This window comes from Pseudomonas benzenivorans, from assembly GCF_033547155.1.
Classification (GTDB): Bacteria; Pseudomonadota; Gammaproteobacteria; order Pseudomonadales; family Pseudomonadaceae; genus Aquipseudomonas; species Aquipseudomonas benzenivorans_B.
The window spans coordinates 2,997,481-3,022,229 of sequence record NZ_CP137892.1 but is presented as its reverse complement, the minus strand read 5'-3'; the positions used below and the strand labels follow the sequence as shown (position 1 = coordinate 3,022,229).

The window sequence follows — 24,749 nt, the reverse complement described above, 5'->3', positions numbered from 1 at the left end:
CCTCGTCGTGGGTTGGGTGCTGGCGCATTTCCCGACCGGCCCCGTCAGACGCGTTCGAAGATGACGGCGATGCCTTGGCCGCCGCCGATGCACATGGTGGCCAGCGCATAGCGACCCTTGATCCGGTGCAGCTCATGGATCGCCTTGGTAGCGATGATGGCGCCGGAGGCGCCCACTGGGTGGCCCAGGGAAATGCCGGAGCCGTTGGGGTTGACCTTGTCCGGATCGAAGCTCAGCGCATGCGCCACCGCGCAGGCCTGGGCGGCGAAGGCTTCGTTGGACTCGATGACGTCGAGGTCGGCCAGGCTCAGGCCGGCACGTTGCAGCGCCAGACGGGTCGCAGGGATCGGGCCGAGGCCCATCAGGGTGGGCTCGACGCCGGCGTGGGCATAGGCCACCAGACGCGCCATGGGCTGCAGTCCCTGTTCCTTCACCGCTTCGCCGCTGGCCAGCAGCAGGGCGCTGGCGCCGTCGTTAAGGCCCGAGGCATTGCCAGCGGTGACGCTGCCACCCTCGCGGAAGGCCGGCTTCATCTTCGCCAATTGCTCCAGGGTCACCTCGCCGCGCACGTGCTCGTCGGTCTCGAATTGGATAACGCCTTTGCGGGTCTGGATCTCCACCGGCACGATCTGTTCGGCGAAGCGCCCTTCGGCGATGGCGCGGGCTGCGCGCTGCTGGCTCTGCAGGGCCAGGGCGTCCTGTTCTTCGCGGCTGATGCCGTGCAACTGGGCGACGTTCTCGGCGGTGATGCCCATATGGATGCCGTGCAGCGGGTCCTGCAGGGCGCCGAGCATGTAGTCGAGCATCTTGGCATCGCCCATGCGCGCGCCCCAGCGTACGCTGGGCACCAGATAGCCACCCTGGCTCATGGATTCGGCGCCACCGGCGAGGGCGATGCGCGAATCTCCCAGCAGCAGGCCCTGGGCGGCGTTGACGATGGCCTGCAGGCCCGAGCCGCACAGGCGGTTGACCGTGAGTGCCGGCGCCTCCTTGGGAATCCCGGCCTGCAGGGCCGCCACGCGGCTGATGTAGGCGTCCTTGGGGGTGGTGGGAATGACGTGGCCGAACACCACATGCTCCACCTGCTGCGGGTCGCAGCTCGCCCGCTCGAGGGCGGCGCGAGCGACCAGCGTGGCGAGCTGGGCGGGCGGGGTGTCCTTCAGGGTGCCGCCGTAGGTGCCGATGGCGGTGCGTACCGCGCTGACGACGTAAACTTCGGGTCTGTTCATCCGAGACGCTCCTGGTTCGGTAGTGGAATGACCGCGAGTCTAGGGCGTGAGGCCGGCCGTCTCCTATGCCAGAATTGCGCAGGTGCGGCTGACGAATTTGGACATATCGAGTGTTATGAAAACCTCTAGTACGGGGCGCTCTGACGAACGAGCCGTCCGCAAGGGTGATTCGGTGGCGGTCTATTTCGTCAAGGCGGCCGTGCACCGCTTGGCCCATGCGCCGCAACGCGCCGAGGCGCTGCTGCGTGAGGCCGGCATCGAGTCTGCCCGGCTCGACGATCCGTCGCAGCGGGTGCCGGCCGAGGCGGTCGCGCGGCTATGGCTGCTGCTCACCGAGGAGCTGGGCGACGAGTTCTTCGCCTTCGACTCGGGAGGCATGCCCCGCGGCGCCTTCGCCATCATCTGCCGCAGCGTCGTGCACGAGCCGGATCTGCGGCGAGCGCTGCGCCAGTGCCTGTCCGGCTTCAACCTGTTCCTGCGGGATATCCACGCGCACCTGGAACTGCGTGGCAATCGTGCCGCCATAGTGCTGCAGAACCGCATCGCGGATAAGGCCATCCGCAGCGTCGCCGAGGAGATCTACCTGAGCATGGTGATCGGCGTGGCCTGTTGGCTGGTAGGGCGCCGGATCAATCTGGATCACACCCAGTTCGGCCATCCGCAGCCGCCCCATGGCGCCGATCCGCTGCTCTGGGGGCCCTGGATCGAGTTCGATGCGCCGCGCACCGAAGTGGAGTTCAGCGCCGCCCAGTTGTCCCTGCCGACGGTGCGCAACTTCGCCAGCCTCAAGCAGTTCCTGCGCCATGCGCCGGAAGGGGTGGTGGTGCGCTTTCGCAATCGGGCTGGGTTGGCGGCCGGCGTCTATCGCCGTCTGAAGGCCTCCCCCGAGCTGGACTGGCCGTCGCAGACCCAGATGGCCCTGGATGTGGCCATGAGCGAGTCGGCCTTTCGCCGACAACTGGAGCGCGAGGGCTTCTCCTATCAGGCGCTCAAGCACGAGGTGCGCAAGGCGCTGGCCTTCGACTATCTCAACGACAGCAGCCTGAGCATCAGCGAGATCGCCATCCGCTGCGGCTTTCAGGAGCCCAGCGCGTTTCACCGGGCCTTCCGCCAATGGACCGGCATGAGTCCTGGCCGCTACCGCGCCGCGCGAACGGCGAGCCGGGACTGAGCGCGGCGTTCGCCGACGACTGAGGCCGCATTACCCTCTGTGGTTCCGGCACCCGCGTGCCTTCCCCCTGCCTTCCCTCCGATAACTATCAACGCCAGCCGCTACGCGTGACTGGCAGTGCACGCTGTCGTCCCGCCCGCGCAACCTGACCGCGCTCAGCCCAGCCTGCCGACATCCGATGGAGCCGGCATCTGCGGGTCAGCCGGAGCCTGCGGAACACAAAGGGTTACATCCAGGCAAATTAACATAACAAAAGATTTGCATAACAAGTGTTGCGTAAATTTATGGGCGTGGTTAGAGTGAGGCGAAACAACAAAACGCCTCCAGGAGGTGCGTCAGATGATTACCCTCAAGCCCACCCTGACTCTGCCGGCTGCCGGGCTGTCCGGCTTCGAAACCCCGCTGACCGAGGAAGAGGCGGCCATCCAGGCCTCGGTGCACCGCTTCGCCAAGGAAGTGTTGCGTCCGCTGGGGCGTGAACTGGACCGGATGAGCGCCGAGCAGGTCGCCGCGCCGGGATCGCCGTACTACTCGCTGTTCGCTGAGTTCGCCAAGCTGGGGTTGGATCCGGCGCTGTTGGCGGAGCTACCGCCGGAGATGGCGGTGCGCATCGAGTCGATGATCGGCGAGGAGATGGGCTGGGGCGATTCCGGGCTCGGCGTGTCCCTGGGTTGCGCCGGCTTCCCGCTGCAGATGGCGGTAGCCGCCGGCAACGCCGAGCTGGTGGAACTGTGCCAGGGCCGGATCGGCTGCTGGATGGCCACCCAGCCCGATCGCGGCAGCGACAACCAGCTGCTGGATATCGCCCGCGACTGGCCGGCGGGCACCCCGGCCAATATCGGCAACCTGACCGCCAAGGTGGTCGGCGACGAGATCATCATCAATGGCCAGAGCTCGGCCTGGGTGTCCAATGGCGCGGTGGCGCAGGTGGCCTTCGGTCTGATGTGCGCCGACTACGGCGACGGTTTCTACGGCAAGGATGGTCTGCCCAACGGTATCGCGGTGATAGTGCCGCTGGATATCAAGGGTGTCTCCAAGGGCAAGCCGCTGGAGAAGATCGGCCAGCGCTCGCTGCCCCAGGGCGAAATCTACTTCGACAACGTGCGCGTGCCGCGGCGCTTCGCCATCGCCGAGAAGGACGGCTACTACGGGGCCGTCAGCTCCTCCTGGTCCTATGCCGGCACGCACATGAGCCAGGTCTTCACCGGCGTCGCCCGGGCCGCCTTCGAGCTGGCGCTGCAGTACTGCCATGAGCGCCGCCAGGGTGGCCGCATGCTGATCGACCACCAGATGACCCGCCTGCGCCTGGGCGAGATGCTGCGCCGCGTCGAGACCGCCCGCGCCGTCGCCCGCCGTTCGCTGAGCTTCGCGCGCCTGTCGCCGCAGACCCATCCCTATGCCACCGCCTCGGCCAAGGTCACGGTCACCGAGGAGGCGCTGGCGGTGGTCCAGGAGGCCTTCCGCCTGTTCGGCGGCAACGGTACCACCCTCGAATACCCGATCGAGAAGCTGCTGCGTGACACCCAGTCGGCGCTGATCGAAGACGGCGAGAACCGCATCCTGACCATGCGCCTGGGGCTGCTGGCGCAGCAGCTCTATGCCGAGGGCTGGGCGCAGAACTGATCCACCCGCTCCACCAGAACCTTCATCCAAGAACAAAACGAGGTACTCGAAATGGCCAAATATCCTGTCGTTGTCTATGGCGCCAGTGGCTACACCGGCATGCTGACCATGGACTGGCTGATCGACCAGAGAATCCCCTTCACGGCCGTGGCGCGCAACGCCGGGCGGGCCAAGGAAATGATGGCGCAGCGCGTCGTCGGCCTGGAAACGGCCACCTACGAGATCATCGAGTGTCCGCACGAGGTCGAGGCCCTGACCGCCGTGTTCAAGGGCGCGAAGGTCGTCTGCAACACCGTCGGCCCGTTCGTCAATTTCGGACTGACCACCGCCGAGGCCGCGCTGAAAGCCGGCTGCCACTACCTGGATCCGGCCGGTGAGCAGGAGCACATTCGTGCCCTGCGCGACCAGTTCGGCGAGCTCTATCGCCAGGCCGGCCTGCTGCTGTCGCCGTCGCTGTCCTATATGTACACCTACGCCGAGATCGCCGCCGAGCTGGCCCTGGAAACCCCCGGAGTCGACTCGTTGGAAACCGCGACCCTGACCCGTGGTCCGCGTGTCGGCGCCGCCGGCGTGACCGTGGGCTCCACCGCCACCATCTTCGAAGGCTTCCGCCACCCGGGTGCCTACCTGTGGGAGAAGGAGCTGATTCCCTACGCGCCCAACAGCAGCTTCAACGTCGTATGCCCCAGCCTGCTTGAGTCGGTTTTCTGCCTGCCCTGGGGCGGCACCTCGCTGCCGATCTACTTCCAGAACGACGGCCGCGTGCGCAGCTGCATGTCCTGCGTCGGCTTCTACGACAACCCGGTGATGAAGATGGTCCACGGCCTGGGGCAGAAGTGGGAGGCCGAGTACAAGCACCTGCCCAAGGAGCAGCAGGACGCGGTGATTCAGAACCTGGTGGATTCGACCACGCCGAGCATGCCGCCGCGCGAGCGCAGCACCCTGCAGCGCACCGTGGATTTCGCCATCGGCCGTGGCCAGCTGGCGTCGGTGCGTGCCACCGTGCACGGCATCACCCCCTACATCGCCACCGGTGCCCTGCATGCCGCGGCGGCGGCCAGGTTGCTGGACAACGACACCGCCAAGGTGGGCTTCGCCTCGTCGTCCAAGGCCTTCGGCCACCGCTACATGCTCGGCTTCCTCGAGCAGCGTGGCCTGGCGCGCGCAACCATCACCCAGCTGTGAAGTGACGACAATGGCAATCATCGATTTCTTCGACCGTGGCTGGCGGCTCAATCCGCACGGCGCGGCCTATATCCAGGACGGTCAGGTCACGTCCTTTACCGAAGCGGGCGAGATGTCCTGCCGCATCGCCAACGCGTTGCTGGCGAGTGGCTATTCGTCCGGGATGAAGGGTGCGGTCTGGGCGGCCAACGACGTGACGGCCTGGCTCTGCGCCCTGGGCCTGTGGCGCGCCAATATGTGCTGGATTCCGGTGGGCGCGCGCAACGCGCCCGAGGAAAACCGCCATGTGCTGGATGCCTTCGACTGCGAGGTGCTGTTCTACCAGCGCGAGTTCGCCGAGACCGTCGCCGCGCTGCGGCCGCAGTTGCCGAAGATCCGTGAGTGGATCTGCATCGACGGCGAGGTGGAGGGTGCCGAGTCGTTGGAAAGCTTCGTGGCGGAACAGACGGCCACCGATCCGCGGGTCGCCGTCGATCCGGACGACGTGATCTGGCTCGGCCCCACCGGCGGTACTACGGGCCTGCCCAAGGGTGTGATGAACACCCATCGCAGCGTGCAGACCAGCTTCGCCCACTTCATGATCAATACGCCGTATCCGGCGGGTGCCCGGCCGGTGAATTTGGCGGCGGCGCCCATGACCCACACCGCCGGCATGCTGTCCATGCCTTGCACGGCCAGGGGCGGCACCGTCGTGGTGATCACCAAGCCGGAGCCCCAACTGCTGCTGGCGGCCATTCCCACCTATGGGGTGACCGAGTTCTTCCTGCCGCCGACCGTGATTTACCGGCTGCTGGACATTCCGGACCTGAACAAGAAAGTCGACTTCTCCTCGTTGCGCTACTTCCTCTACGGCGCCGCGCCGATGTCGGTGGACAAGCTGCGTCAGGCGATCGAGGTGTTCGGTCCGGTGATGATGGAAGGCTACGGTCAGACCGAGGCGCCGGGCGCCATCGCCCATCTGCCACCCGGCGAGCATTTCGTCGACGGCGAAGTGGCCAGCGATGAGCGGCTGTCCTCCGTCGGCCGGCCCAATCCGCTGATTCGCGTCGAGATCATGAACGACGACAACCAGATCCTCGCCCAGGGCGAAACCGGCGAGATCTGCGTGCGCGGCGACCTGATCATGAAGGGCTACTACAAGGAGCCGCAGAAGACCGCGGAGACCATCATCGACGGCTGGCTGCACACCGGCGATATCGGCCACCTCGATGCCGATGGCTACCTGCACATCACCGACCGCAAGAAGGACATGATCATCTCGGGCGGCTTCAACGTCTATCCGAGCGAGGTCGAGCAGGTGCTCTGGGGCCATCCCGCGGTGCGCGATTGCGCGGTGATCGGCGTACCGGACGAGAAGTGGGGCGAGGCGGTCAAGGCGGTCATCGAGCTCAACGAGGGCCAGAGTATCGACGCCGAAGCGCTGATTGCCCTGTGCAAAGACAAGCTCGGCTCGGTGAAGGCGCCGAAGTCGATCGACATCGTCGAGTCCCTGCCGCGCAGCCCGGTGGGCAAGGTGCTGAAGAAGGACCTGCGTGCCCGCTACTGGCAAGGCGCCAGCCGGCAGATCTGAAGTCGAGGAGTCTCCTGATGGAACCCATCTATATTGCCGGCATTGCGATGACCGAGTTCGGCCGTCATCCGGATCGCAGCCTCCAGGACCTGGCCCTGGAGGCGCTCAACGGCGCGCTGGCGGATGCCGGCGCCCAGCGCGCCGATATCGGCGCGGTGTTCTACGCCGGTATCACCAACGGCGCGCTGCAGGGCCAGCTGTCCATTCCGGGGCAGGTGGTGATGAGCAAGATCGGCATCGAAGGGGTGCCGGCCTACAACGTCGAGAACGCCTGCGCTTCGGGCAGCACCGCGGTGCATCTGGCGGTGCAGAGCCTGCGTGCCGGCGCCACCGATGTGGCGCTGGCCCTGGGCTGCGAGAAGATGGTGGTAGCCGACAAGGCGAAGTCCTTCGCCCTGTTCGAGGCCGGTTGGGACGTCGCCCGCGCCGAGGAGAACTTCGCCACCCTGTCGAAGATGGGCGATGGGGTAGTGCCGCCGCCCGGCTCGGAGTCCGATCGCCCGTACAGCCGCTTCATGTCCATCTATGCCGGCTTCTGCCGCTGGCACATGAAGACCTACGGCACCACCCAGCGGCAGATCGCGGCGGTGTGCGCGAAGAACCACAACCACTCGGTGCACAACCCCTACTCGCAGTTCCGCAAGCCCTTCACCATCGAGGAAGTGCTGGCGGCGCCGCCGATCACCTATCCGATCACCCTGCCGATGTGCGCCCCCATGACCGACGGCGCCGCCGCCGCGATCATCTGCACCGAGGCGGGCCTCAAGCGCATCGGCGCCGACCCCAAACGCTGCGTGCGCATCGCCGCCAGCGTGATCCGCAGCTTCACCCTGCGCAGCATGGATGAGACGGACAAGCACGTCAGCCATCTGGCCGCGCTGCAGGCCTACGAGACCGCCGGCCTCGGCCCGCAGGACATGCATGTCGCCGAGGTCCACGACGCTTCCGCCATGGGCGAGATCATCCAGGCGGAAAACCTCGGCCTGGCACCGATGGGGCTGGGCGGCGTATGCGCCGAGCGCGGCGATTTCACCGTGGGCGGGCGGATTCCGATCAACCCCTCCGGCGGCCTGGAGTCCAAGGGCCATCCGCTCGGCGCGACTGGGATTGGCCAGCTCTTCGAGCTGACCACCCAGCTGCGCGGCGAAGCCGGCGCCCGCCAGGTCGAGGGCGCGCGTCATGCGATCCAGGAAAACGGCGGTGGCCTGATCGGCGTCGAGGAAGGCGCCGTGGCCGTTCACATTCTGAGCCGATAGGAGCGCCTGCCATGTCAGCATTCCGTCGCGGCACGAAAAACGGGACCAGCAGTGAAGTCGGGCAATTTCGTCGCCACGGCGGGTGGCTGGAAAAGCCGGCCGACCTGCAGCCAGAGCTGGAGGGCGCTGTCAGCGCCGACGTGATCGTGGTCGGTGCCGGCTTCGCCGGCCTGTCCACCGCGTTGGAGCTGACGGCTCTCGGCGCCAAGGTGATCGTGCTCGAGCAGGAGTTTGCCGGGTTCGGTGCCAGTGGGCGCAATGCCGGCTACCTCGGCGGCAGCCTGGGCATCGAATTCGAATTCTTCCTCAAGCGTGTCGGCATCGAGCAGGCGAGGAAGATCGTCAGCTTCTACGACGAAGGCGTCAGCTACGTGGAGCGCAGGCTCGACGAGCTTGGCATCGACTGCGACTACAACCGCTCGGGCAATATCCGCGTAGCGGTGCATCCCTCGCAGGAGAGGAAACTACGCAAGGCCATGCAGCTCGGTCTCGAACTCGGCTCCCGGACGCAGTTCCTGGACGCTGCCGAGATGCGCGCGCGCGGGATACCGCCGGCGTTTCTGTTCGGCTATGCCCAGCAACACGGCGGCACCCTGGACCCCGGCAAGTATGTGCTGGGGCTGCGCCGCGCGGCGCTTGAGGCCGGCGTGCAGCTGTACGAGAACACGCCGCTGCTGTCCTACAGCGCAGGGCAGACCATCCGCTGCATGACCCGGCGCGGCTTCGCCAGCGCGCCATTTCTGGTGCTCGCCACCAACGCCTATACCCCGCAGCTCGGTCTGCTCAAGGACAAGGTTGTGCCGCTGCGCGTCTCGGCGATCGAGACCGAGCCGCTTTCCCCGGCGCAGCTGGCGACGCTGGGCTGGCAGGGGAGGGAAGGCCTGATCACCGCGCACTGGACGATGGAGAGCCACCGTCTGACGGCCCGCAACTCGCTGGTGATCACCACCAAGCGACTCGACTATGCCTATGGCGGGCAGACGCCGAACGAGCCTGACCTGGCCGCTTATCGCGCCCTGGCTGCGGCGCTGAACGAGCGCTTTCCCACCCTGCGCGGGCTGGGCATTCGCTCGACCTGGAGCGGCTACGTCAGCATGGCCTACGACGCCTTGCCGGTGGTTGGCGAAACCGGTGCTCACGACAACGTGCTCTATACCGCCGGCTGTTCGGGGCATGGCGTCGCCACCCAATCGCTGATGGGGCAGCTGCTCGCCGAACGGATTGGTGGCATCGAGCATCCGCTGCTGGCTGCGTTGCGCCACAAGACGCCGTCAACGCTGCCCGAACCCCTGCAGTGGTGCGCCGTCAAGCTCGCCCTCGGGGCGGCGAACCGGATGGACGGCTGGACCAACAGCAGGGCGCGGCGCGCCGCCGGGTATTGAGCCTGGCGGCCAACTTCGATCATTTCTTTGGAAGCTGAATCTATGAATGCCAACTCGAGAGAGGTCGTGCAGCTAACGGCCTGGGCCGCCATCCTGGGTGGAATCTTCGCCTATCTGAATGTCGGGTTCATGCTGGTGGTCACCCAGGGCGACATGAATCTGTCCCTGCAAGGCACCTACATGTTGACCGCCTCGGCGCAGGTGCGTGAGTTCTTCCGCTGGTCGATGCTGGCGGACGTCCTCGGCTTCTATCTGCCGCTGCTGATCATCGGCGGTTACTTCTGGGCCAGTTTCCGCGACAGGGCAGGGGTCCTGGGCGACATGGCGGTTTTGGCCATCGTTGTCTACGTCATCCTCGGGGTGGCCGGCGCCAGCCTTCAGTTGGCGGTGCTCAACCCCCTCGCCAGCCTGCATGGCGAAGGCGGCGAAGCCGCCAAGGCTGCCGCCGAGGCCGCCTGGACCAGCATCGCCACCGCCAGTCAAAAAGGGCTGTGGTGGTGCGAGGGCCCCGTCGTGCTGTTCTGGGGCCTGATCGTCGGCAAGCAGCTCAAGGACGCCGGCTGGGGCAAATCCATCCTGTGGCCGTTGAGCATAGTCGGCTGGTGCTTCGGCCTGTTCTTCGTCTCCGGCTTTTTTCAGAGCCTGGCCGTGCTGACCAATCTGCTGTTGGTCGTGGTCGTCCTGATCTTCCCCCTGTGGCTGCTGATGTTCGGCGCGCAATTGCTGCGTGGGCCGAAGTTGCGGCTGGCCGATCAACTTTCCTAACAACTGCGAGAGGCGCTCAGTATGTCCAAGAAGCCCAGCGTTGAAGCCGGCCTCGATTCGAGGCGCAGGCAATTGTTGAAACTCGCCGGCGCCACGGCAGCCGTGGGAGGCCTCGGCCTGAAAATGGGGCTGGCCAACGCCAGCGAAGAGCAGGCGAATGGTGTGATCGATGTGGCCATCATCGGCAGCGGCCTGGCTGGCCTGACCGCTGCCCGCGATTTGCTGCTGGCGGGCAGCGAGTCCTTCGTCGTGCTGGAAGCCAGGAACCGTGTCGGCGGGCGCACCCTCAACTTCGAGGTTGAGGGCGGGCATGTCTCCGAGGTCGGTGGCCAGTGGATCGGGCCTGGCCAGACCGCCGTGGAAGACCTCGCGCGCCAGCTGGAGGTAGGCACCTTCCCGCAGTACTACCAAGGCAGCACGGTCATTCTCGGCGGCGACGGTCGCCTCGAGATCGATCTCGAGGGCACCTTCGGCACCGACATGAAGGTCGCGCACAAGCTGAGCGAGCTTTCCCGCGATGTACCTTCGGGCGCGCCCTGGAAATCGCCGAAGGCCGCCGAGCTGGACCAGCTTTCGGTCGGCGACTGGCTGGCCAAGCAGAACATCAAGCCCGAGGAACAGCCGGGTTGGGACGCCAGCATGACCCTTACCGGCGGCGTCACCCCGGCCAAGATGGGGCTGCTGCATTTCCTGTCGATGATCAACTCGGCCAGCTGCGACTACGAGAAACTCGACTCAATCAAGGACAGCGCCCAGGGCACCCGATTCGTCGGCGGCTCGCAGATTCTCAGCACCAAGATGGCCGAGCAGCTGGGCGACAAGGTGCGGCTGGCATGCCCGGTGCGCAAGATTTCCGGCTGGGACGGCGAGGTCGTCACCCTGCATACCGATCAGGGACCGGTGCGCGCGCGTCAGGTGATCGTGGCCATCCACCCCGCGCTGTGCAATCAGGTGCAGTTCGAGCCGCCTCTGCCGCCGGCCCGCGCCGCCCTGCAGCGCGCCTGGCCCGCCCACTCTCCAGCGCGCAAGACGGCCATGGTGTATGCCCGCCCGTTCTGGCGCGACAAGGGCCTCAATGGCCACATCATGATGCTGGGTGGGCCGGTCATCTGGGCCTGGGACAATTCGCCGCCCAATGGCGAGGTGGGCATCATCAACGCCTTCGTCTCCAACGCCAACCTGCCCTCCGATCCCGCAACGGCGAAGCAGACGCTCATGGAGCTCTACGCGCGCGCCTGGGGCGACCAAGCGCTGCAGCCGGTGGCCTACCACGACCAGGACTGGGGGCGCGACGACCCTTGGTCGATCACCTGCGTCTCGGCTATCCCGCCGGGTTTCTGGACCACCCATGGCGAGGCCCTGCGTCCCCCGTGCGGCAAGCTGATCTGGTCCGGTACCGAGACCGCCGACATCTGGGCCGGTTACATGGACGGAGCCGTGCGCTCGGGGCACCAGAGTGCCCTGCAGGCGCTCAACGCCCTGCGTCGGGCATAGGAGGCGAAGATGAAGAAATTGCTAGTACTGGGTGTCGTTGCCGTCGTTGCGGTGCTGCTGGCGGTTTATGGCCGCGATGGTCTCGATCTCTATCGCCTGATGGGCCATGTCGAGACCTCCAGCGAGGCCAACCAGGCCGATGGAGGGGCCTGGCCTCGTCTGACCGATGCCTGCATCGGTTGCCATGGCGTCCAGGGGCACTCGCAACACCAGGGTTACCCGGCCCTGGCGGGCCAGCCCGCGCCGTACCTGGCGGCGCAGCTCAAGCGTTTCGCCAGTGGCGAGCGGGCCAACCCGAACATGGGCCCCTTGGCCATCACCCTGTCCGAGGTCGAGATCGAGCAGCTGTCGGCGTATTTCGCCAAGCAACCGCCCACGGAAAACCGCTCCTTCAAGCCGGACCCCGCGCTGCGCGAACAGGGCGAAAAACTGGCGGCGAACGGCGGTTGCGCCGCCTGTCATGGCGCAGGCCTGCTGGGCCATGACCAGTTTCCGCGGCTGGCGGGGCAGGGGCACGACTACCTGCTGGCGCAGCTGAATGCCTTTGCCCAGGGGCGGCGCCAGGACCCGACCGGCGCAATGACGGCCATCGCCGCGACCCTCTCCGAGGGCGATCGGCAGGCTCTGGCCCACTACCTCGCAGCGCTCCCCCCTGCGGCGAAGTGATCCATCGATTGAGTATTTGATAGAGGCTATTGCTATGGAAATTAAGGAAGCTCTTGCGTTGCTTTCCAGTGTGTTCCTGATCGTTTGCGGCGTGGTGTACGGCCTCAAATATGTGCGGGTGCGGAAGAATTACCTGCTGGGTTTCGAGTGGCTGATCGTCGCCTTCTCCGCGTCGAATCTTCTGTTCTTCCTGCTAACGGGGTTTGGGCCTAGCTACAGCGTCTCCTTTTTCCTCGATGCTTTTTCCCGCGCTTTCGGCGTGCCGATCGTGGCCGTGCTGGGGCTGATGGCGGTCACCCATAACTACAAGCCGTCGGTTGCCAAGGACATCGTGATTTTCGCGCTCACCTTCGCCGCCACCTTCGTGCTGGTGCTGGCCGACTTCGTGAAGGGGCCGCTGCCGTACTTCTACCTGCTTATGTGGTGCTGCTACACGGTCTTTCTCGTCTATTTCAGCTGGCGGCTGCTGCGTGCCGGCGAGCACCTGCATGCCCTGCTCAATACCCTGGCGGCGGCGGCGGCTTTGGGTATCGCGGTGGTCTATGACTTCTTTCCGATCCCGGGGGACGACGACAAGATGGTGTTCATGATCTACGCCCTGACCGTCTGGGGTTGCCAGATCGTTCAGCAGTACTACGCCTATGGCGCGCTGGAGCGTGCAGGGGCGAGGGCGCCCGGGTCCCTTGTGCTGTCCCGCTGATCGAGTTGCGCATCCGCAGGGAGTGAGCCGTCGCCGCCTGACGGCTCATTCTCGCTCCAGCTCATTGCTGTAAGACCGGCGCCTTCTGCTCCGCCTTCGGCGTGACAACGATGGCGTCGTTATCAACGGCGTCGAAAGACCTGCCCCGAGTGATTGGGGCAACGGAGTTCATGGATTTGAACACAGTGCTGATCCCTCCCTGATTCCCCCAGCCACTAACCCTCCCAGGTTTCGCGAGTACGGTCCGGCCGCATCCCATGGTGCCGGACGGGGAACAGTCGTCCGCGAAAAAAGCAAGCGCTTACATACCGAACACAACAACAAGAGGTAGAGAACGCATGAGAAGGAAACAACCACGCTGGCAACCCACCCGCATAGCCTGTGCGCTGGGGCTGGTCGCCGGCACCTGTGCTTCGGCGCATGCCGTCACCTTCAATATCGGCGAGCTGGAGGGGCAGTTCGACTCGCAACTGTCAGTCGGCGCCAGCTGGTCGGTGCGCGGGGCCGATCCGGATCTGATCGCATTCAACAATGGCGGTGACGGCCTGGCGCCGTCCTCGGACGACGGCCACCTGAATTTCAAGCGGGGCGAGACCTTCTCGAAGATCTTCAAGGGTGTGCACGACCTCGAGCTGCGTTATGGCGACAGCGGAGCCTTCGTCCGCGGCAAGTACTGGTACGACTTCGAGCTGAAGGACGAACAGCGCCTGTTCAAGGACATCGACGACTCCAACCGCAAGCAGGCCGCCCAGGCCTCGGGTGCCCAGATCCTCGACGCCTTCCTCTACCACAACTACGCCATCGACGATCTGCCCGGTTCCGTACGTTTGGGCAAGCAGGTGGTGAGCTGGGGCGAGAGCACTTTCATCCTCAACAGCATCAACTCGATCAATCCGATCGACGTGGCGGCGTTCCGACGCCCGGGGGCCGAGATCAAGGAAGGCCTGATCCCGGTGAACATGTTCTATGTCTCGCAGAGCCTGAGCGAGAACCTGTCCGCCGAGCTGTTCTACCAGCTGGAGTGGGACCAGACCGTGGTCGACAACTGCGGCACCTTCTTCGCCCAGCAGGATGTGGCGGCCGACGGCTGCGACCATGAGCTGGCCGTTCTGCTGACCCAGCAGCAGCTCGCCGACGCAGGTTTTGCGGGCGTGATTCCTGCGCTACAGGCCAATGGTGTCAGCTGGGGGGCACCTGACGAGGGCGTGATCGTGCGTCGCGGCGGTGACCGGGACGCGCGCGACAGCGGGCAGTGGGGGACCGCGCTGCGCTACTACTTCGCGCCGTTGGATACCGAGTTCGGCGCCTACTTCCTGAACTATCACAGCCGCACGCCGTTCTTCAGCGCCACGGCGCCGGACGCATTCACCTACGGCGTTGCCGATCTCTTCGGCCCTGCGGCGCCGCTGGTGGTGGCGGGCAATTCCAGCTACTTCCTGGAGTATCCGGAGGATATCCGCCTCTACGGTCTGAGCTTCTCCACCACGCTGCCCAGCGGTACCGCCTGGAGCGGCGAGATCGGCTATCGGCCGAATGCGCCGGTGCAGATCAACACCACGGACATTCTCTATTCGGGCCTCACGCCGCTTACCGTCGACCCGCTGTTCGACAACGCCTCCATCCTCAGCGCCACACCGGGTCAGGATCTGCATGGCTACCGACGCAAGGAGATCACTCAGCTGCAGACTACCTTCATTCACTTCTTCGATCAGGTCATGGGGGCTTCCCGTCTGACGCTGCTGGGCGAGGTCGGTGTGGTGCATGTCGGCGGACTGGATCACTCCGGTGACGTTCGCTACGGACGTGACCAAATGTTCGGCCCGGGGCCGCTGCCGAGCGGCGCCTGCCCGATCCTCAATAGCCAGTCCCTGGGTAACAACCCGAATGCCGAGAATGTCTCCCGGTACTGCGAGAACGACGGTTTTGCCACCAGCACCGCCTGGGGCTATCGCGCGCGGGCGATCTGGGAATACCCCAATGCCTTCGCCGGCGTCACGCTCAAGCCGAGCCTGTCCTGGTCTCACGATGTCGAGGGCTACGGCCCCAACGGCCTGTTCAACGAGGGGGCCAAGGCCGTCAGCCTGGGCCTGGATGCCGAGTACCAGAGCACCTACAGCGCCAGCCTGTCCTACACCGACTTCTTCGGTGGCCAGTACAACACCTCGATCGATCGTGACTTCGTGGCCCTGAGCCTCGGCGTGTCCTTCTAAGTGGAGTCCCTGCACATGAAAAAGACAGTCATCCTGAGCTATTCGCTGGCGCTGAACCTCGGCCTGGCCGGCGCCGCCTTCGCCGCAGTCAGTGCCGAACAGGCCAGCCAGCTTGGCGCCGCACTAACGCCGCTGGGGGCCGAAATGGCCGGCAATGCCGCCGGCACCATTCCCGCCTGGACTGGCGGCCTGGCCAAGGACGCAGGCAGTCGGGACGCCGCCGGTTTCCTCAGCAACCCTTTCGCCGGCGAGCAGCCGCTGTTCATCATTACGGCGCAGAACCTGGCGCAGTACCAGGACAACCTCACGCCAGGCCAGTTGGCCTTGTTCAAGCGCTATCCCGGCACCTACCAGCTATCCGTCTACCCCAGCCACCGCAGTGCCAATGCCCCCGATTTCGTCTACCAGGCCGCCAGGGCGAACGCGACCCAAACCACCATGGTCGAGGGGGGCAATGGCCTGGCCGAGTTCTCCACCGCCATACCCTTCCCGATTCCGCAGAATGGCTTGGAAGTGGTGTGGAACCATCTCACCCGCTACCGAGGTGGCAGCGTCAAGCGCAGTCATGTGCAGGCCGTGCCGCTGGCCAACGGCAGCTTCGTGCCGGTGCGCTTCAAGGATCAATTCACTTTCCGCGATCGCATCGCCGGCTTCGATCCGGCCAACCCGGGCAACGTCCTGTTCTACTACAAGCAGCTGGTCACCGCCCCGTCGCGCCTATCCGGTGACGTCTTGCTGGTGCACGAGACGCTCAACCAGGTCAAAGAGCCGCGTCTGGCCTGGTTGTACAACGCCGGACAGCGCCGCGTACGCCGCGCCCCCCAGGTCTCCTACGACGGCCCCTATCCGGCCTCCGAAGGCCAGCGCGTCGCCGACAACCAGGACATGTTCAACGGGGCGCCGGACCGTTACGACTGGAAGCTGGTCGGCAAGCGCGAGATCTACATCCCCTACAACAGCTACCGGCTCGACGGGGCGGACCTGAAGTACGCGGATATCGTCAAGCCCGGGCATATCAACCCGGAGCTGACCCGCTACGAGCTGCACCGGGTCTGGCAGGTCGAGGCGACCCTCAAGCCGGGCGAGCGACACATCTACGCCAAGCGGGTCTTCTTCGTCGACGAAGATAGTTGGCAGATCGCCCTGGCCGATCACTATGACGCGCGCGGCACCCTCTGGCGCGTTGCCGAAGGCCATCTCTCGCCGATGTACGACCTGCAGATCCCCTGGCTCGGTACCGAGGCGCTGTATGACCTGATCAACGGCCGCTACATCGTGTCCGGCATGCACAACGAGGAGAAGGAGCCGCTGCAGTTCGGCTTCAGCTCAAGCGCCGCCGAGTACACCGCTGCCGCGCTGCGTAGCTCGGGCATTCGCTGAATGACTACTCCATAGTGGGCCACAAGCCTGCTCCTTTAGCCGCCCTTCGGGGCGGTTTTTTTGCGCTCGGATTTTGCTTATGGGGAGCGTTGGATCGGTTGGGCGTTACTGGTCGTGGTGGGCCGGAATGGAGCCAAGCCGGTCGGTTGCGACAGGCAACAAGCGGCCAGAAGCAGCCATTCGAATGCGAGCGGATGGCAGATATATCTGCCTCCGCTCCTTATTCGTGTGATCGTTGCTGCGGGAATGGTGATGTGAACCGCACCAAGTTCTGGCGCCAAGCATAGTCGTGTGGCATATAGCTATTATTAGCGGATGTCATTTATTCCATAATGGCTACTGCGCGGGCATAACATTCGAAAGAGGGTGTGCTCGGCATTGCACGGAAGGCCAAGAGCTAGGATCAGGTAGATGTTTAACAGAATCACGCGCAGCGCTAGTCGTTGTTGGTGGGCGCTTGTCGCCGGTGGCCGTGCAACACGGCGATCCTTTGAGGCTTGGCGCAGTGATGAAGATCGCTTTTTCGAGCCCCTGACTCCCGTGTTTGTGGAAAACGATAGGGCCGCGCGATACGAGCGTGAGCTTTTACGGGCATTGCACAACGAGGAAGTGCTAAACATTGCGATCACAGGCGGCTATGGCGCGGGCAAGAGCAGTGTTCTGAAGACTTTTTTCGAGCACCACCGTGGCTTTAAGCACACCTTCATATCGCTGGCCACGTTCACTAAAGCGAATGCTCCCACGGCTATCGCGCCAAAATCGTCTGATGAGTTGGCTGAGTCTCCGGAGGCAAACATTACTGTATCGGTTGCCCCCGATAGCGATTCGGCAGCTAATGCCGATCTAATCAACCGTATCGAAGAGACGATCGTCCAACAGCTTCTGTACGCGGTACAAGCGAAGCAGCTTCCCAAAACACGGCTCAAACGCATTTCTCATGCGTCAACGCTGCGAGTTTTTTGGCGTACGCTGTGCGTTGCTGCAATCGTTTTCTGCTCGTTACGGTTAGGAGTGCCGAAGCTACGAACTCTTTCCGGTGTAGAAACGGATTGGGCACTGAAATGGCTAATGTGGGTGCCTGAATCTCTTGCGCTCGGAGTGGTAGTAGTCGGCGGCGTGTGGGCCTTGTATTCAGGCTTAAAGCTGCTCTCACTCTTTAGCATCGACGGTCTTACGATCAAGGGCGGTAAGCTTGAGGCGGCCCATCATGGGTCAGTGCTGCATAAGAACATCGACGAAATCATCTACTGCTTTGAGCGCAGTGACATCGACGTCGTAGTGATCGAAGACCTCGACAGATTCGACATTCAGGAGATTTTCTTCAGGTTGCGCGAGATAAATTTCATCATTCGCCAGTCCCCACAGATCAAGCGCCCCATTCACTTCATCTACGCGCTGCGAGATGAGATGTTTACCGTCACGGATAAGACAAAGTTTTTTGACCTGATCATCCCGATCATTCCGGTGGTGAATTCAGAGAACTCGCGTGAAAAGCTCATCGAGCTTTTGGGTCAGCGATACGTAGGCAATCGGGCGCTAAGTGAAGGCCTCGCGCCCAAGCTGCTAGAGACGGTGGGCTATCACATCGATGAGATGCGGCTGATCAAGAACATCGTGAACGAGTTCGACCTCTACGCCAATACCCTTGCTAATAGCGGTTTGGATCTTGTTCCGAACAAGCTTTTCGCGATGGTAGCACTCAGGAGTCTGCACCCTGACGCGTATTCGGATCTACTCAAGCGTAAAGGTGTGGTCTACGAAGTCATCGAAGGCTATCCCGCTTGGATCAAATCGGAGCTTCAACGCCATCAGGCTGCGATAACAGTGTTGAGGGAGCGCCTAGCGAAGCGCGAGGCGGAAGTCGCTACTGACCTGGCGAGCCTTCGAGCATGTGTCTGGTTTGAGCTCCTTCGCAGAGGCACTCTCGAAAACGCCAATACACTATGGCTAGAGAACCGTGCCGTCATTTCGCCGCTGGAGTTTGTGAAAGATGAAGTATTTGAGCAGGTGACTAGACAGAGAAATGTCTACCCATGTGTCTCTGGATACGGAAATCAGAGAGGGGAAGCCCTGAGCCCCAAAGTCGTGCTGAAGGATCTGCTTTACGATGAGCGAGTTGCTGGCCTTGAGGTGTCAATTCATGACATCGATGATGAGATAAGTGAGCTCCAGCAAAAACTTACCAAGCTGAAGACCATGCCGTTCAGGGAGGCGTGTAATGACGGCTATGGAGATTCATTCTCTCCACGGCTAAAAGATTATGGGCTTATCGCCTTCCTGCTGCACCGAGGCTACCTAGACACCGATTACACCGATTACCTTGGGTACTTCTACGAAGGTACGTTGACCCAGGCGGACAAGAAACTCACGATGGCCCTCGCCCGGGGCGAAATGCTGGACGTCGGTACACCGATACGAAATCCGGAGCGAGTCGTTAGCAAACTAGATCTTGACTCAGTCAACAAGGGCAAGGGGCTGCTGGTGCACTTGATGACTGAGCTCGTTCGCCCGCACCTGGATGACGTCGAAACCAGGGAAGAAAAACTGTCAGTAATTCTCAAGAGCAGTCATCACCACATGGGACGTCTCTCTGAGGTGGCTGAGCTACTACCAGAAGAGAGTAGGAACGCCTTCATCAAGGCACTTTTCAGGAACGACCCCAACCTCATCAATCAGCTCCTTTCCTACGACAAAGCAAACCTTGCCCGCGAAGATCTGGTAGTTATGGTGCTGGATAGCTTGTCGGCTGACCAACTTGAACAACTGCAGGGGCGTAGGGGGGCGCTGCTCAAGGTCATAAACAACCTGCATGAGGTCTCAAGGCTGATTCCCGGACTTGCCTCCGGCCAAACGGGCTGGGCATGGCTGAAAAGCAAACCTGCACAGTTTTGTAATGTCAGTGATGCTACGACAGCGGAAGAACTCAAAGCCTTGATCGAGTGGGGCTGCATCAGTCTCACCATGCCCATGCTGAGGCTGTTATGCAGCACCTTGGAGCCAGACACCAAAGTCGAAACAGTTTCTCATCACCGGCTTAGCCAGTTGGAGTTGGTGGGCTTCCAAGGCCTTGTTGAAAAATCACCCTCGAAGTATGTAGGGGAGCTGTTGGGCCAGACGGGCATCCTTGACGAAACAGAGGGCTCACTACTTGCAGTGCTTGCTCTCCTTGAGGGCGAAGATGACCTTCGGCTGGAAATGTTCGAGCGTACAACCTGCATGCTGACCGAGTTGGATAAGCTTCCATCTGTGCTGTGGTTGCCGGCCCTCCAGTCTGGACGCCTAAGTCACACCGGGAATACGGTGTGGACATTCTTTAACAGCGTTGTGGTTAGTCCCAACAGCGGCACCAGCTCCTCTAATGATCCTGCGCGAGCGGACTTGGGTAGTACTGCTATACCTATCTTCGTTGAGTATCTAACCCGTAATGCAGCAACCCTGGCCAATGAGCTTTGGGGCGTTGAAGGCGAGGAGGAATTGCAGACCTTCCTCATCCAAAATGAGCAGGTCAGCAGCGACATACTGAAGACACTTTTCTCAACAGTTGTTTTGGCCCCGTCCGTGTTAGTGAACGGGGCTGTCCCAACAGCGCGGTGGGTCTCATTCTCCAATGCTGCCTTCGTCCCATTTAGTTCAGACATCAGAGAGCTTGTCGCTCAACACGCTCCGTCATTGGAAGCTCGCTATATCGCCCATCATTGGCGGGAAGCCCGTGGCACTCTAAATTTGTCGGAATTACCGTTACGGTTGGTTATCTCGCTGAGTCGCTCTGGTGTCGTATCCCTAGCGGATACCATGACGATGTGGCAGGGCATTACTGAAGAGATGTTCGGCGCCTTGGAAGGGGCGGTCGAGGAGCTGGCAAACGCGTGCGCACGTGCGAACAAGGAGCTAGTTACATTCTCTTCCAGCTATTTGCCCGTGATTATGCACTGCATTGCTGATACATCTTTGATCGCCCGGAAGCGGACAGAGATGATCATCCAAGCTCTACAGATGAACTGCAGTTGGGCTGATGTTGCAAAAGTACTCCCTCTTTTAGGAGAGGAACACGGTGCGCTCGTTGGAAAAAAACGAGCACACCTACCAACCACTGAGGAGGATCGTAGGCTGGTTGAAGCGCTGAAGCGGCGAGGATTTGTGGGGGTTGTGAAGTTTGAAGCCAAACGCACCGTCGTATTCAGCAGACGAAACCAAACTGCCTGACCTGAAACCTGTTAGCGGAGATGGTTGTACGGGAGAAGTAGGTTGAATGACTCCTTCTGGCCGTTCTCTGCCCATCACCACCGACCGCAATAGGGCCAGCGCTGCCCACAGAATCCATCTATCCGAAGCTCAACTTGGGGCCAGCAACGGCTGGCCCCCGCGTCATCGGTCGGTCAGCAGGCGGACGAATTAACACGCGGGGATAAGGCGGGGGAGGCAGATGGGGCGTCCATGCCCAAATCGATGGCGGCAGGCTACTTGGCGGCCTGGGGGGAAGCTGGCGCTTGGCCGGCCAGGAAGTGGGCCGTGGCCCTGATTTCCTCTGCCGATAGGGTGCTGGCTATGGCGTTCATGGCCTGGGCCGGATCCTGGCGCTGGCCGTGCTTGAAGGCGTTGAGCTGGTCGATCAGATAGCCTTCGCTCTGGCCGGCGAGGCGCGGGCCAAGGGGGCCGCCGGCCAGGCCTTCGCCATGACAGCTTGCACAACCCTTGGCGGCGATCGTGACTTGCCCGCTTTGCGCCAGAGCGGAGTCGTCGGCGGGCCTCTCGGTCGTTTGCGCCGTCCGGCGGGCGAAGTAGGCGGCCAGGGACTGGATCTGTTGGTCGCTCAGGCTCGCGGCGAGCGGGCTCATCTGCGGGCTGTGCCTGCGGCCTTCGGCGAAGGCGTGCAACTGGGACTCGATGTAGGCGGCGGGCAGGCCGGCCAGGGAGGCGTACTGGGCGTTGTTGGACTGGCCTCTTTCGCCGTGGCACAGGGCGCAGCTGTCCTGCAGTTGCGGCCAGGCGCCGCCATCGGCCTGGTAGTCCGCATAGTGTTGGTCGAGGGCTTCCATGAAGCGGTATCCCGCGACTATTTCCGGGCCATATATCGCGCTCGATACTGCCAGGGCGGCTGTCGCCAGGACTGCGCCTATCACTAGTGCTCGTTTCATCAGGCGCTCCTCCGACGTTGCAGCAGCGCCTGGAGGGTTTCCAGCGCCGCCCGCTGGCCGGAGCGAACCGCGCCGTCCATCGAACTGGCCCAGATTTCGGCCGTTTCGGTACCGGACCAGATCAGCCGGCCAACCGAAGGTTTCAGGTACTGACCCCATTGGGTAAGGAAACCGGGCGGTATCGATGCGACGCAGGTCAGCGTCCAGGGATCGACCTTGCCCCAGTCATGGTCGTGAAACTGGGTGGGATGCAGCGCCTCGTCGCCTAAGGCCTGGGCGTAGATCTCCGTGAGGATGGTCTCTGCGCGCTTGGCGTCTTGAGGCAGTTGACCGGCTCGGACGAAGGCGCTGAGGACGCCGACGCTGCCATCCGGAGGCGAGTTGTCGTAGGACAGGATCAACGGTCCGCTGGTCTGGCTGATCTGGCCGTTCAGGCCCTGCTCCCGCCAGAACGGACGCTCATAGACATGCACGGTCTTGCGCATCGGCGCGTGGGACGGCCACAGTCGTTGCAACTGCGCACGACCTCCGGGCAGTGGCGGGTCGAAACTGATCTGGTTGCATAGGGCAGGGTGCAGGGCGGCGATAACCTGGCGGGCGCGGATGATGCCCTGGTCGGTATGCAGTTCGACGACATCGCGATCCCAGCCGACGATCTTGCGCACCGGGCACGACAATCTGACCTTGTCGCCCAAGGCATCCGCCATCTTGATACTGAGAATCTGGGCGCCGCCAACCAAGCGGGTCTCCTGGGCACCGCCTGTGAAGCCCTCGAGCTTCACCATGTCGCAGTCGGAGGAGTTGATCAGCGACAGGTAGTGCAGCAGTGCCAGGTTCGAGGGCGGGGTGCCGGTGGTCAGCCCTATGGACGTATCGAAGCTGAATTTCTCTTCGTTGCTGATGCCCTGTTGCGCCAGCCACTGGCCGACCGAGAGCTTGTCGAGCGTCGCCGCATCTACCGCCGCCCAGGGGGCCTTGCTCGGCACGCCGCGGGCGAGCTCGTTCAATTTCCCGACGAGTGGGCTGTGGGCGGCCTGCGTTACGTCCTCTGCGTATTTGGCTGTGCCTGCCAGGTAGACGTTCTTGCCCTGGTAGTAGGTCGGGAAGGTGTCGACCTCGAGTTCGCGCGCCAGGTCGAAGATGGCGGTCTGGCCGGGGCCGATCCACTGGCCGCCGGCTTCCGAGACGACCCCCTTGCCCAGGTCGTGGTTATAGGTGCGCCCACCGACGCGGTTCCGCGCCTCCAGCACGACGAAGGCCTCGCAGCCGGCGCGCTGCAGGTCACGCGCCGCGGTCAGGCCGGCCAGGCCGGCGCCGATGATCGCGACGTCCAGCACATCCTCGTCGGGGCGGGTCGTCGTTTCCCCGAGAACTCGTCCGCTGAGCGCCAGGCCACCGACCAAGGTCGCGCCGCCGATCGCCTGCAGCAGCAAGCGTCGCTGGCGCTCGGGGGGCGACAGTTCATCGTTGTCTGAAATCATCTTCGCCTCTGTCATGCTGGTTTTTGTAATTAACAAAACGATTGTTACGAAAATACATCGAAATCGAACCGGCGCCAAGCGAAAACGAGCGGCGTTCGTGAGGGGCAAGGGCAGGGTTCGAGTGCTCACACTGCTGCGTGTCGATGCGGGCAGGTAGCGCAGACGGGGTTAGGCCGGCTGGCGGCGCGATTGGTGGTAGTCGGGGCGGGCGCTGGCATGCTTCTGAGCTGATGGCAGCGCTCACCTCGAATCTGGCGAGGCGGTCACCGCCGCGCCTGGGCGGCTTAGGGGGCTGCGCTGGCAGTAGCAGCCCTGAGCGTGATGCGAGGAGCACCGCCAGCCCGGCTCGCGGCTCAGTCCTGGCGGTCGGCGTCCGACTCGGCCCACGCCAATTCGATGGTTCGACGCTCGTCATTGGACAGCGGCTGTCCGAGGTAAAGGCGCCGCCGCTCATCCTGGGTTGGCATGGCCAGCTCTGGCAGCAGATGTCGATTGCCGTCCCGATCCAGGTCCAGGCTGGGCAGGAAGTGGCTTGCCCTGGCATTACGCACCGCGTTTTCCGGCTTCAGCAGGTAATCGATGAAGCGGTACGCCGCCGGTACGTTGCCTGCGTTGCCGGGAATGGCCAGGCTGTCGATGAACTGCAGGCTGCCCTCTTGCGGAATGGTAAAGCGCAGCTCGCCGTTCTCGTTGGCCAGCGAAGCGAGTCCGTTCCAGGCCATTGCGGCACATACCTTGCCGTCGGCCAGCTGCGAGATGAAGGCGGTGAATGGCTGCGGGCTGTCCGCCAGTTTCAGGCTGCGGATCTCGTGAACGGCCTTGTGGATGCTGCGCGCACTGCTGGTTTTCAGGTTCTTGCCTTTGTAAGTCAGATAGAGGAAAAGGCTGTGTTCCGGTTCGTTCTGTAGCATCACGCCGCAGGACCTCAGCTTGTCGACGTTGGACGGGTCGAACAAGACGCTCCAACTGTTCGGTACAGGGGCCTGCAGTGCGCGGGATGCTTCACGCTCGTGGACGACCAGGCCGACCGTGCCCCACATGTAGGGGATGGCGTACAGATCCGCGTTGATTCTGGAGTTGAGTCTGAGCAGCAGTTCGCGACTGATCTCTTTGCGATTGGGCAGCTCGCGGAAATCGAGCGGGGCCAGTCGGTTTTCTTTGATCAAGCGATCGAGCTGAAGATCGGAGGGAACTATCACGTCGAAGCGTTCGCCCGAATCCAGATCGGCCTCCAGCTGGGCTGCGCTCGTATAGGTGGAGTAGTCGACCCGGATGCCGGTCTCGCGCTCGAAGTCCTGCACGACGGCCGGATCGATATAGTCGGCCCAGTTGTGCACACGCACGACTTCCTGCGCGACCGCCTGGGCCGAAATGGCTGCCAATGCAAGGACAATTAGCGTCTTGACGTTCAGGGACGGCGACTGCGTTTTCCTTTCTGCTCTCACCTCGGCCTCCGACAGATGTTTTATTTATTATCTCATCTGTTATGCAAAATACAGTAC

General features: G+C 63.1%; 17 protein-coding genes. 13 read left to right on the top strand and 4 right to left on the bottom strand.

From position 1 onward, the window contains the following. Positions 1–44 precede the first annotated feature (44 nt). Positions 45–1,229 (bottom strand): acetyl-CoA C-acyltransferase family protein, encoded by a 1,185-nt coding sequence (locus SBP02_RS13885; protein WP_318642559.1) that lies wholly within the window; start codon positions 1,227–1,229, stop codon positions 45–47. Between the two features lie 115 nt (positions 1,230–1,344). On the opposite strand from SBP02_RS13885, the gene SBP02_RS13880 reads away from it, so the two are divergent. From SBP02_RS13880 to SBP02_RS13820, 13 genes are all read left to right on the top strand, one after another. Next, complete coding sequence (locus SBP02_RS13880; RefSeq protein WP_318642557.1) at positions 1,345–2,400, top strand: AraC family transcriptional regulator; 1,056 nt, start codon at positions 1,345–1,347, stop codon at positions 2,398–2,400. Between the two features lie 339 nt (positions 2,401–2,739). Continuing rightward, positions 2,740–4,023 carry an acyl-CoA dehydrogenase family protein gene (locus SBP02_RS13875; protein WP_318642555.1) on the top strand — a complete coding sequence of 428 codons (1,284 nt, stop codon included), beginning with the start codon at positions 2,740–2,742 and terminating at the stop codon, positions 4,021–4,023. A gap of 51 nt (positions 4,024–4,074) precedes the next feature. After that, positions 4,075–5,208 carry a saccharopine dehydrogenase family protein gene (locus tag SBP02_RS13870; RefSeq protein WP_318642553.1) on the top strand — a complete coding sequence of 378 codons (1,134 nt, stop codon included), beginning with the start codon at positions 4,075–4,077 and terminating at the stop codon, positions 5,206–5,208. Between the two features lie 10 nt (positions 5,209–5,218). Next, entirely contained in the window at positions 5,219–6,778 is a 1,560-nt protein-coding gene (locus tag SBP02_RS13865) for an AMP-binding protein (protein WP_318642551.1), read from the top strand. A 17-nt stretch (positions 6,779–6,795) separates the two neighbouring features. After that, positions 6,796–8,034, top strand: a complete 1,239-nt coding sequence (locus tag SBP02_RS13860) for a thiolase family protein (RefSeq protein ID WP_318642549.1) — start codon at positions 6,796–6,798, stop codon at positions 8,032–8,034. A gap of 11 nt (positions 8,035–8,045) precedes the next feature. Beyond that, positions 8,046–9,416 (top strand): NAD(P)/FAD-dependent oxidoreductase, encoded by a 1,371-nt coding sequence (locus SBP02_RS13855; protein WP_318642548.1) that lies wholly within the window; start codon positions 8,046–8,048, stop codon positions 9,414–9,416. A gap of 42 nt (positions 9,417–9,458) precedes the next feature. Next, positions 9,459–10,181 (top strand): hypothetical protein, encoded by a 723-nt coding sequence (locus tag SBP02_RS13850; RefSeq protein WP_318642546.1) that lies wholly within the window; start codon positions 9,459–9,461, stop codon positions 10,179–10,181. Positions 10,182–10,202: 21 nt separating this feature from the next. Beyond that, positions 10,203–11,675, top strand: coding sequence for a flavin monoamine oxidase family protein (locus SBP02_RS13845; protein ID WP_318642544.1), 1,473 nt, complete (start codon positions 10,203–10,205; stop codon positions 11,673–11,675). Between the two features lie 9 nt (positions 11,676–11,684). Beyond that, positions 11,685–12,341, top strand: coding sequence for a c-type cytochrome (locus SBP02_RS13840; RefSeq protein WP_318642541.1), 657 nt, complete (start codon positions 11,685–11,687; stop codon positions 12,339–12,341). 34 nt (positions 12,342–12,375) lie between these two features. After that, on the top strand, positions 12,376–13,041 hold the full coding sequence (locus tag SBP02_RS13835; protein WP_318642539.1) for a hypothetical protein: 666 nt from the start codon (positions 12,376–12,378) through the stop codon (positions 13,039–13,041). 338 nt (positions 13,042–13,379) lie between these two features. Next, positions 13,380–15,251, top strand: a complete 1,872-nt coding sequence (locus SBP02_RS13830; protein WP_318642537.1) for a DUF1302 domain-containing protein — start codon at positions 13,380–13,382, stop codon at positions 15,249–15,251. A 15-nt stretch (positions 15,252–15,266) separates the two neighbouring features. Continuing rightward, positions 15,267–16,631, top strand: a complete 1,365-nt coding sequence (locus SBP02_RS13825; RefSeq protein WP_318642535.1) for a DUF1329 domain-containing protein — start codon at positions 15,267–15,269, stop codon at positions 16,629–16,631. 411 nt (positions 16,632–17,042) lie between these two features. Next, positions 17,043–20,834 (top strand): YobI family P-loop NTPase, encoded by a 3,792-nt coding sequence (locus SBP02_RS13820; protein ID WP_318642533.1) that lies wholly within the window; start codon positions 17,043–17,045, stop codon positions 20,832–20,834. A gap of 254 nt (positions 20,835–21,088) precedes the next feature. Here the strand turns inward: SBP02_RS13820 and SBP02_RS13815 are convergent, their stop codons facing one another. The 3 genes from SBP02_RS13815 to SBP02_RS13805 all read right to left on the bottom strand — a co-directional run bounded on the left by SBP02_RS13815 (position 21,089) and on the right by SBP02_RS13805 (position 24,692). Further along, positions 21,089–21,667: a c-type cytochrome gene (locus SBP02_RS13815; protein WP_318642531.1), complete on the bottom strand. Its 579-nt coding sequence runs from the start codon at positions 21,665–21,667 to the stop codon at positions 21,089–21,091. 98 nt (positions 21,668–21,765) lie between these two features. After that, a complete protein-coding gene (locus SBP02_RS13810; protein ID WP_318642529.1) occupies positions 21,766–23,247 on the bottom strand; it encodes a flavin monoamine oxidase family protein in 1,482 nt (493 codons plus the stop codon). Positions 23,248–23,600: 353 nt separating this feature from the next. Further along, entirely contained in the window at positions 23,601–24,692 is a 1,092-nt protein-coding gene (locus tag SBP02_RS13805; RefSeq protein ID WP_318642527.1) for an extracellular solute-binding protein, read from the bottom strand. Between the last annotated feature and the right edge of the window lie 57 nt (positions 24,693–24,749).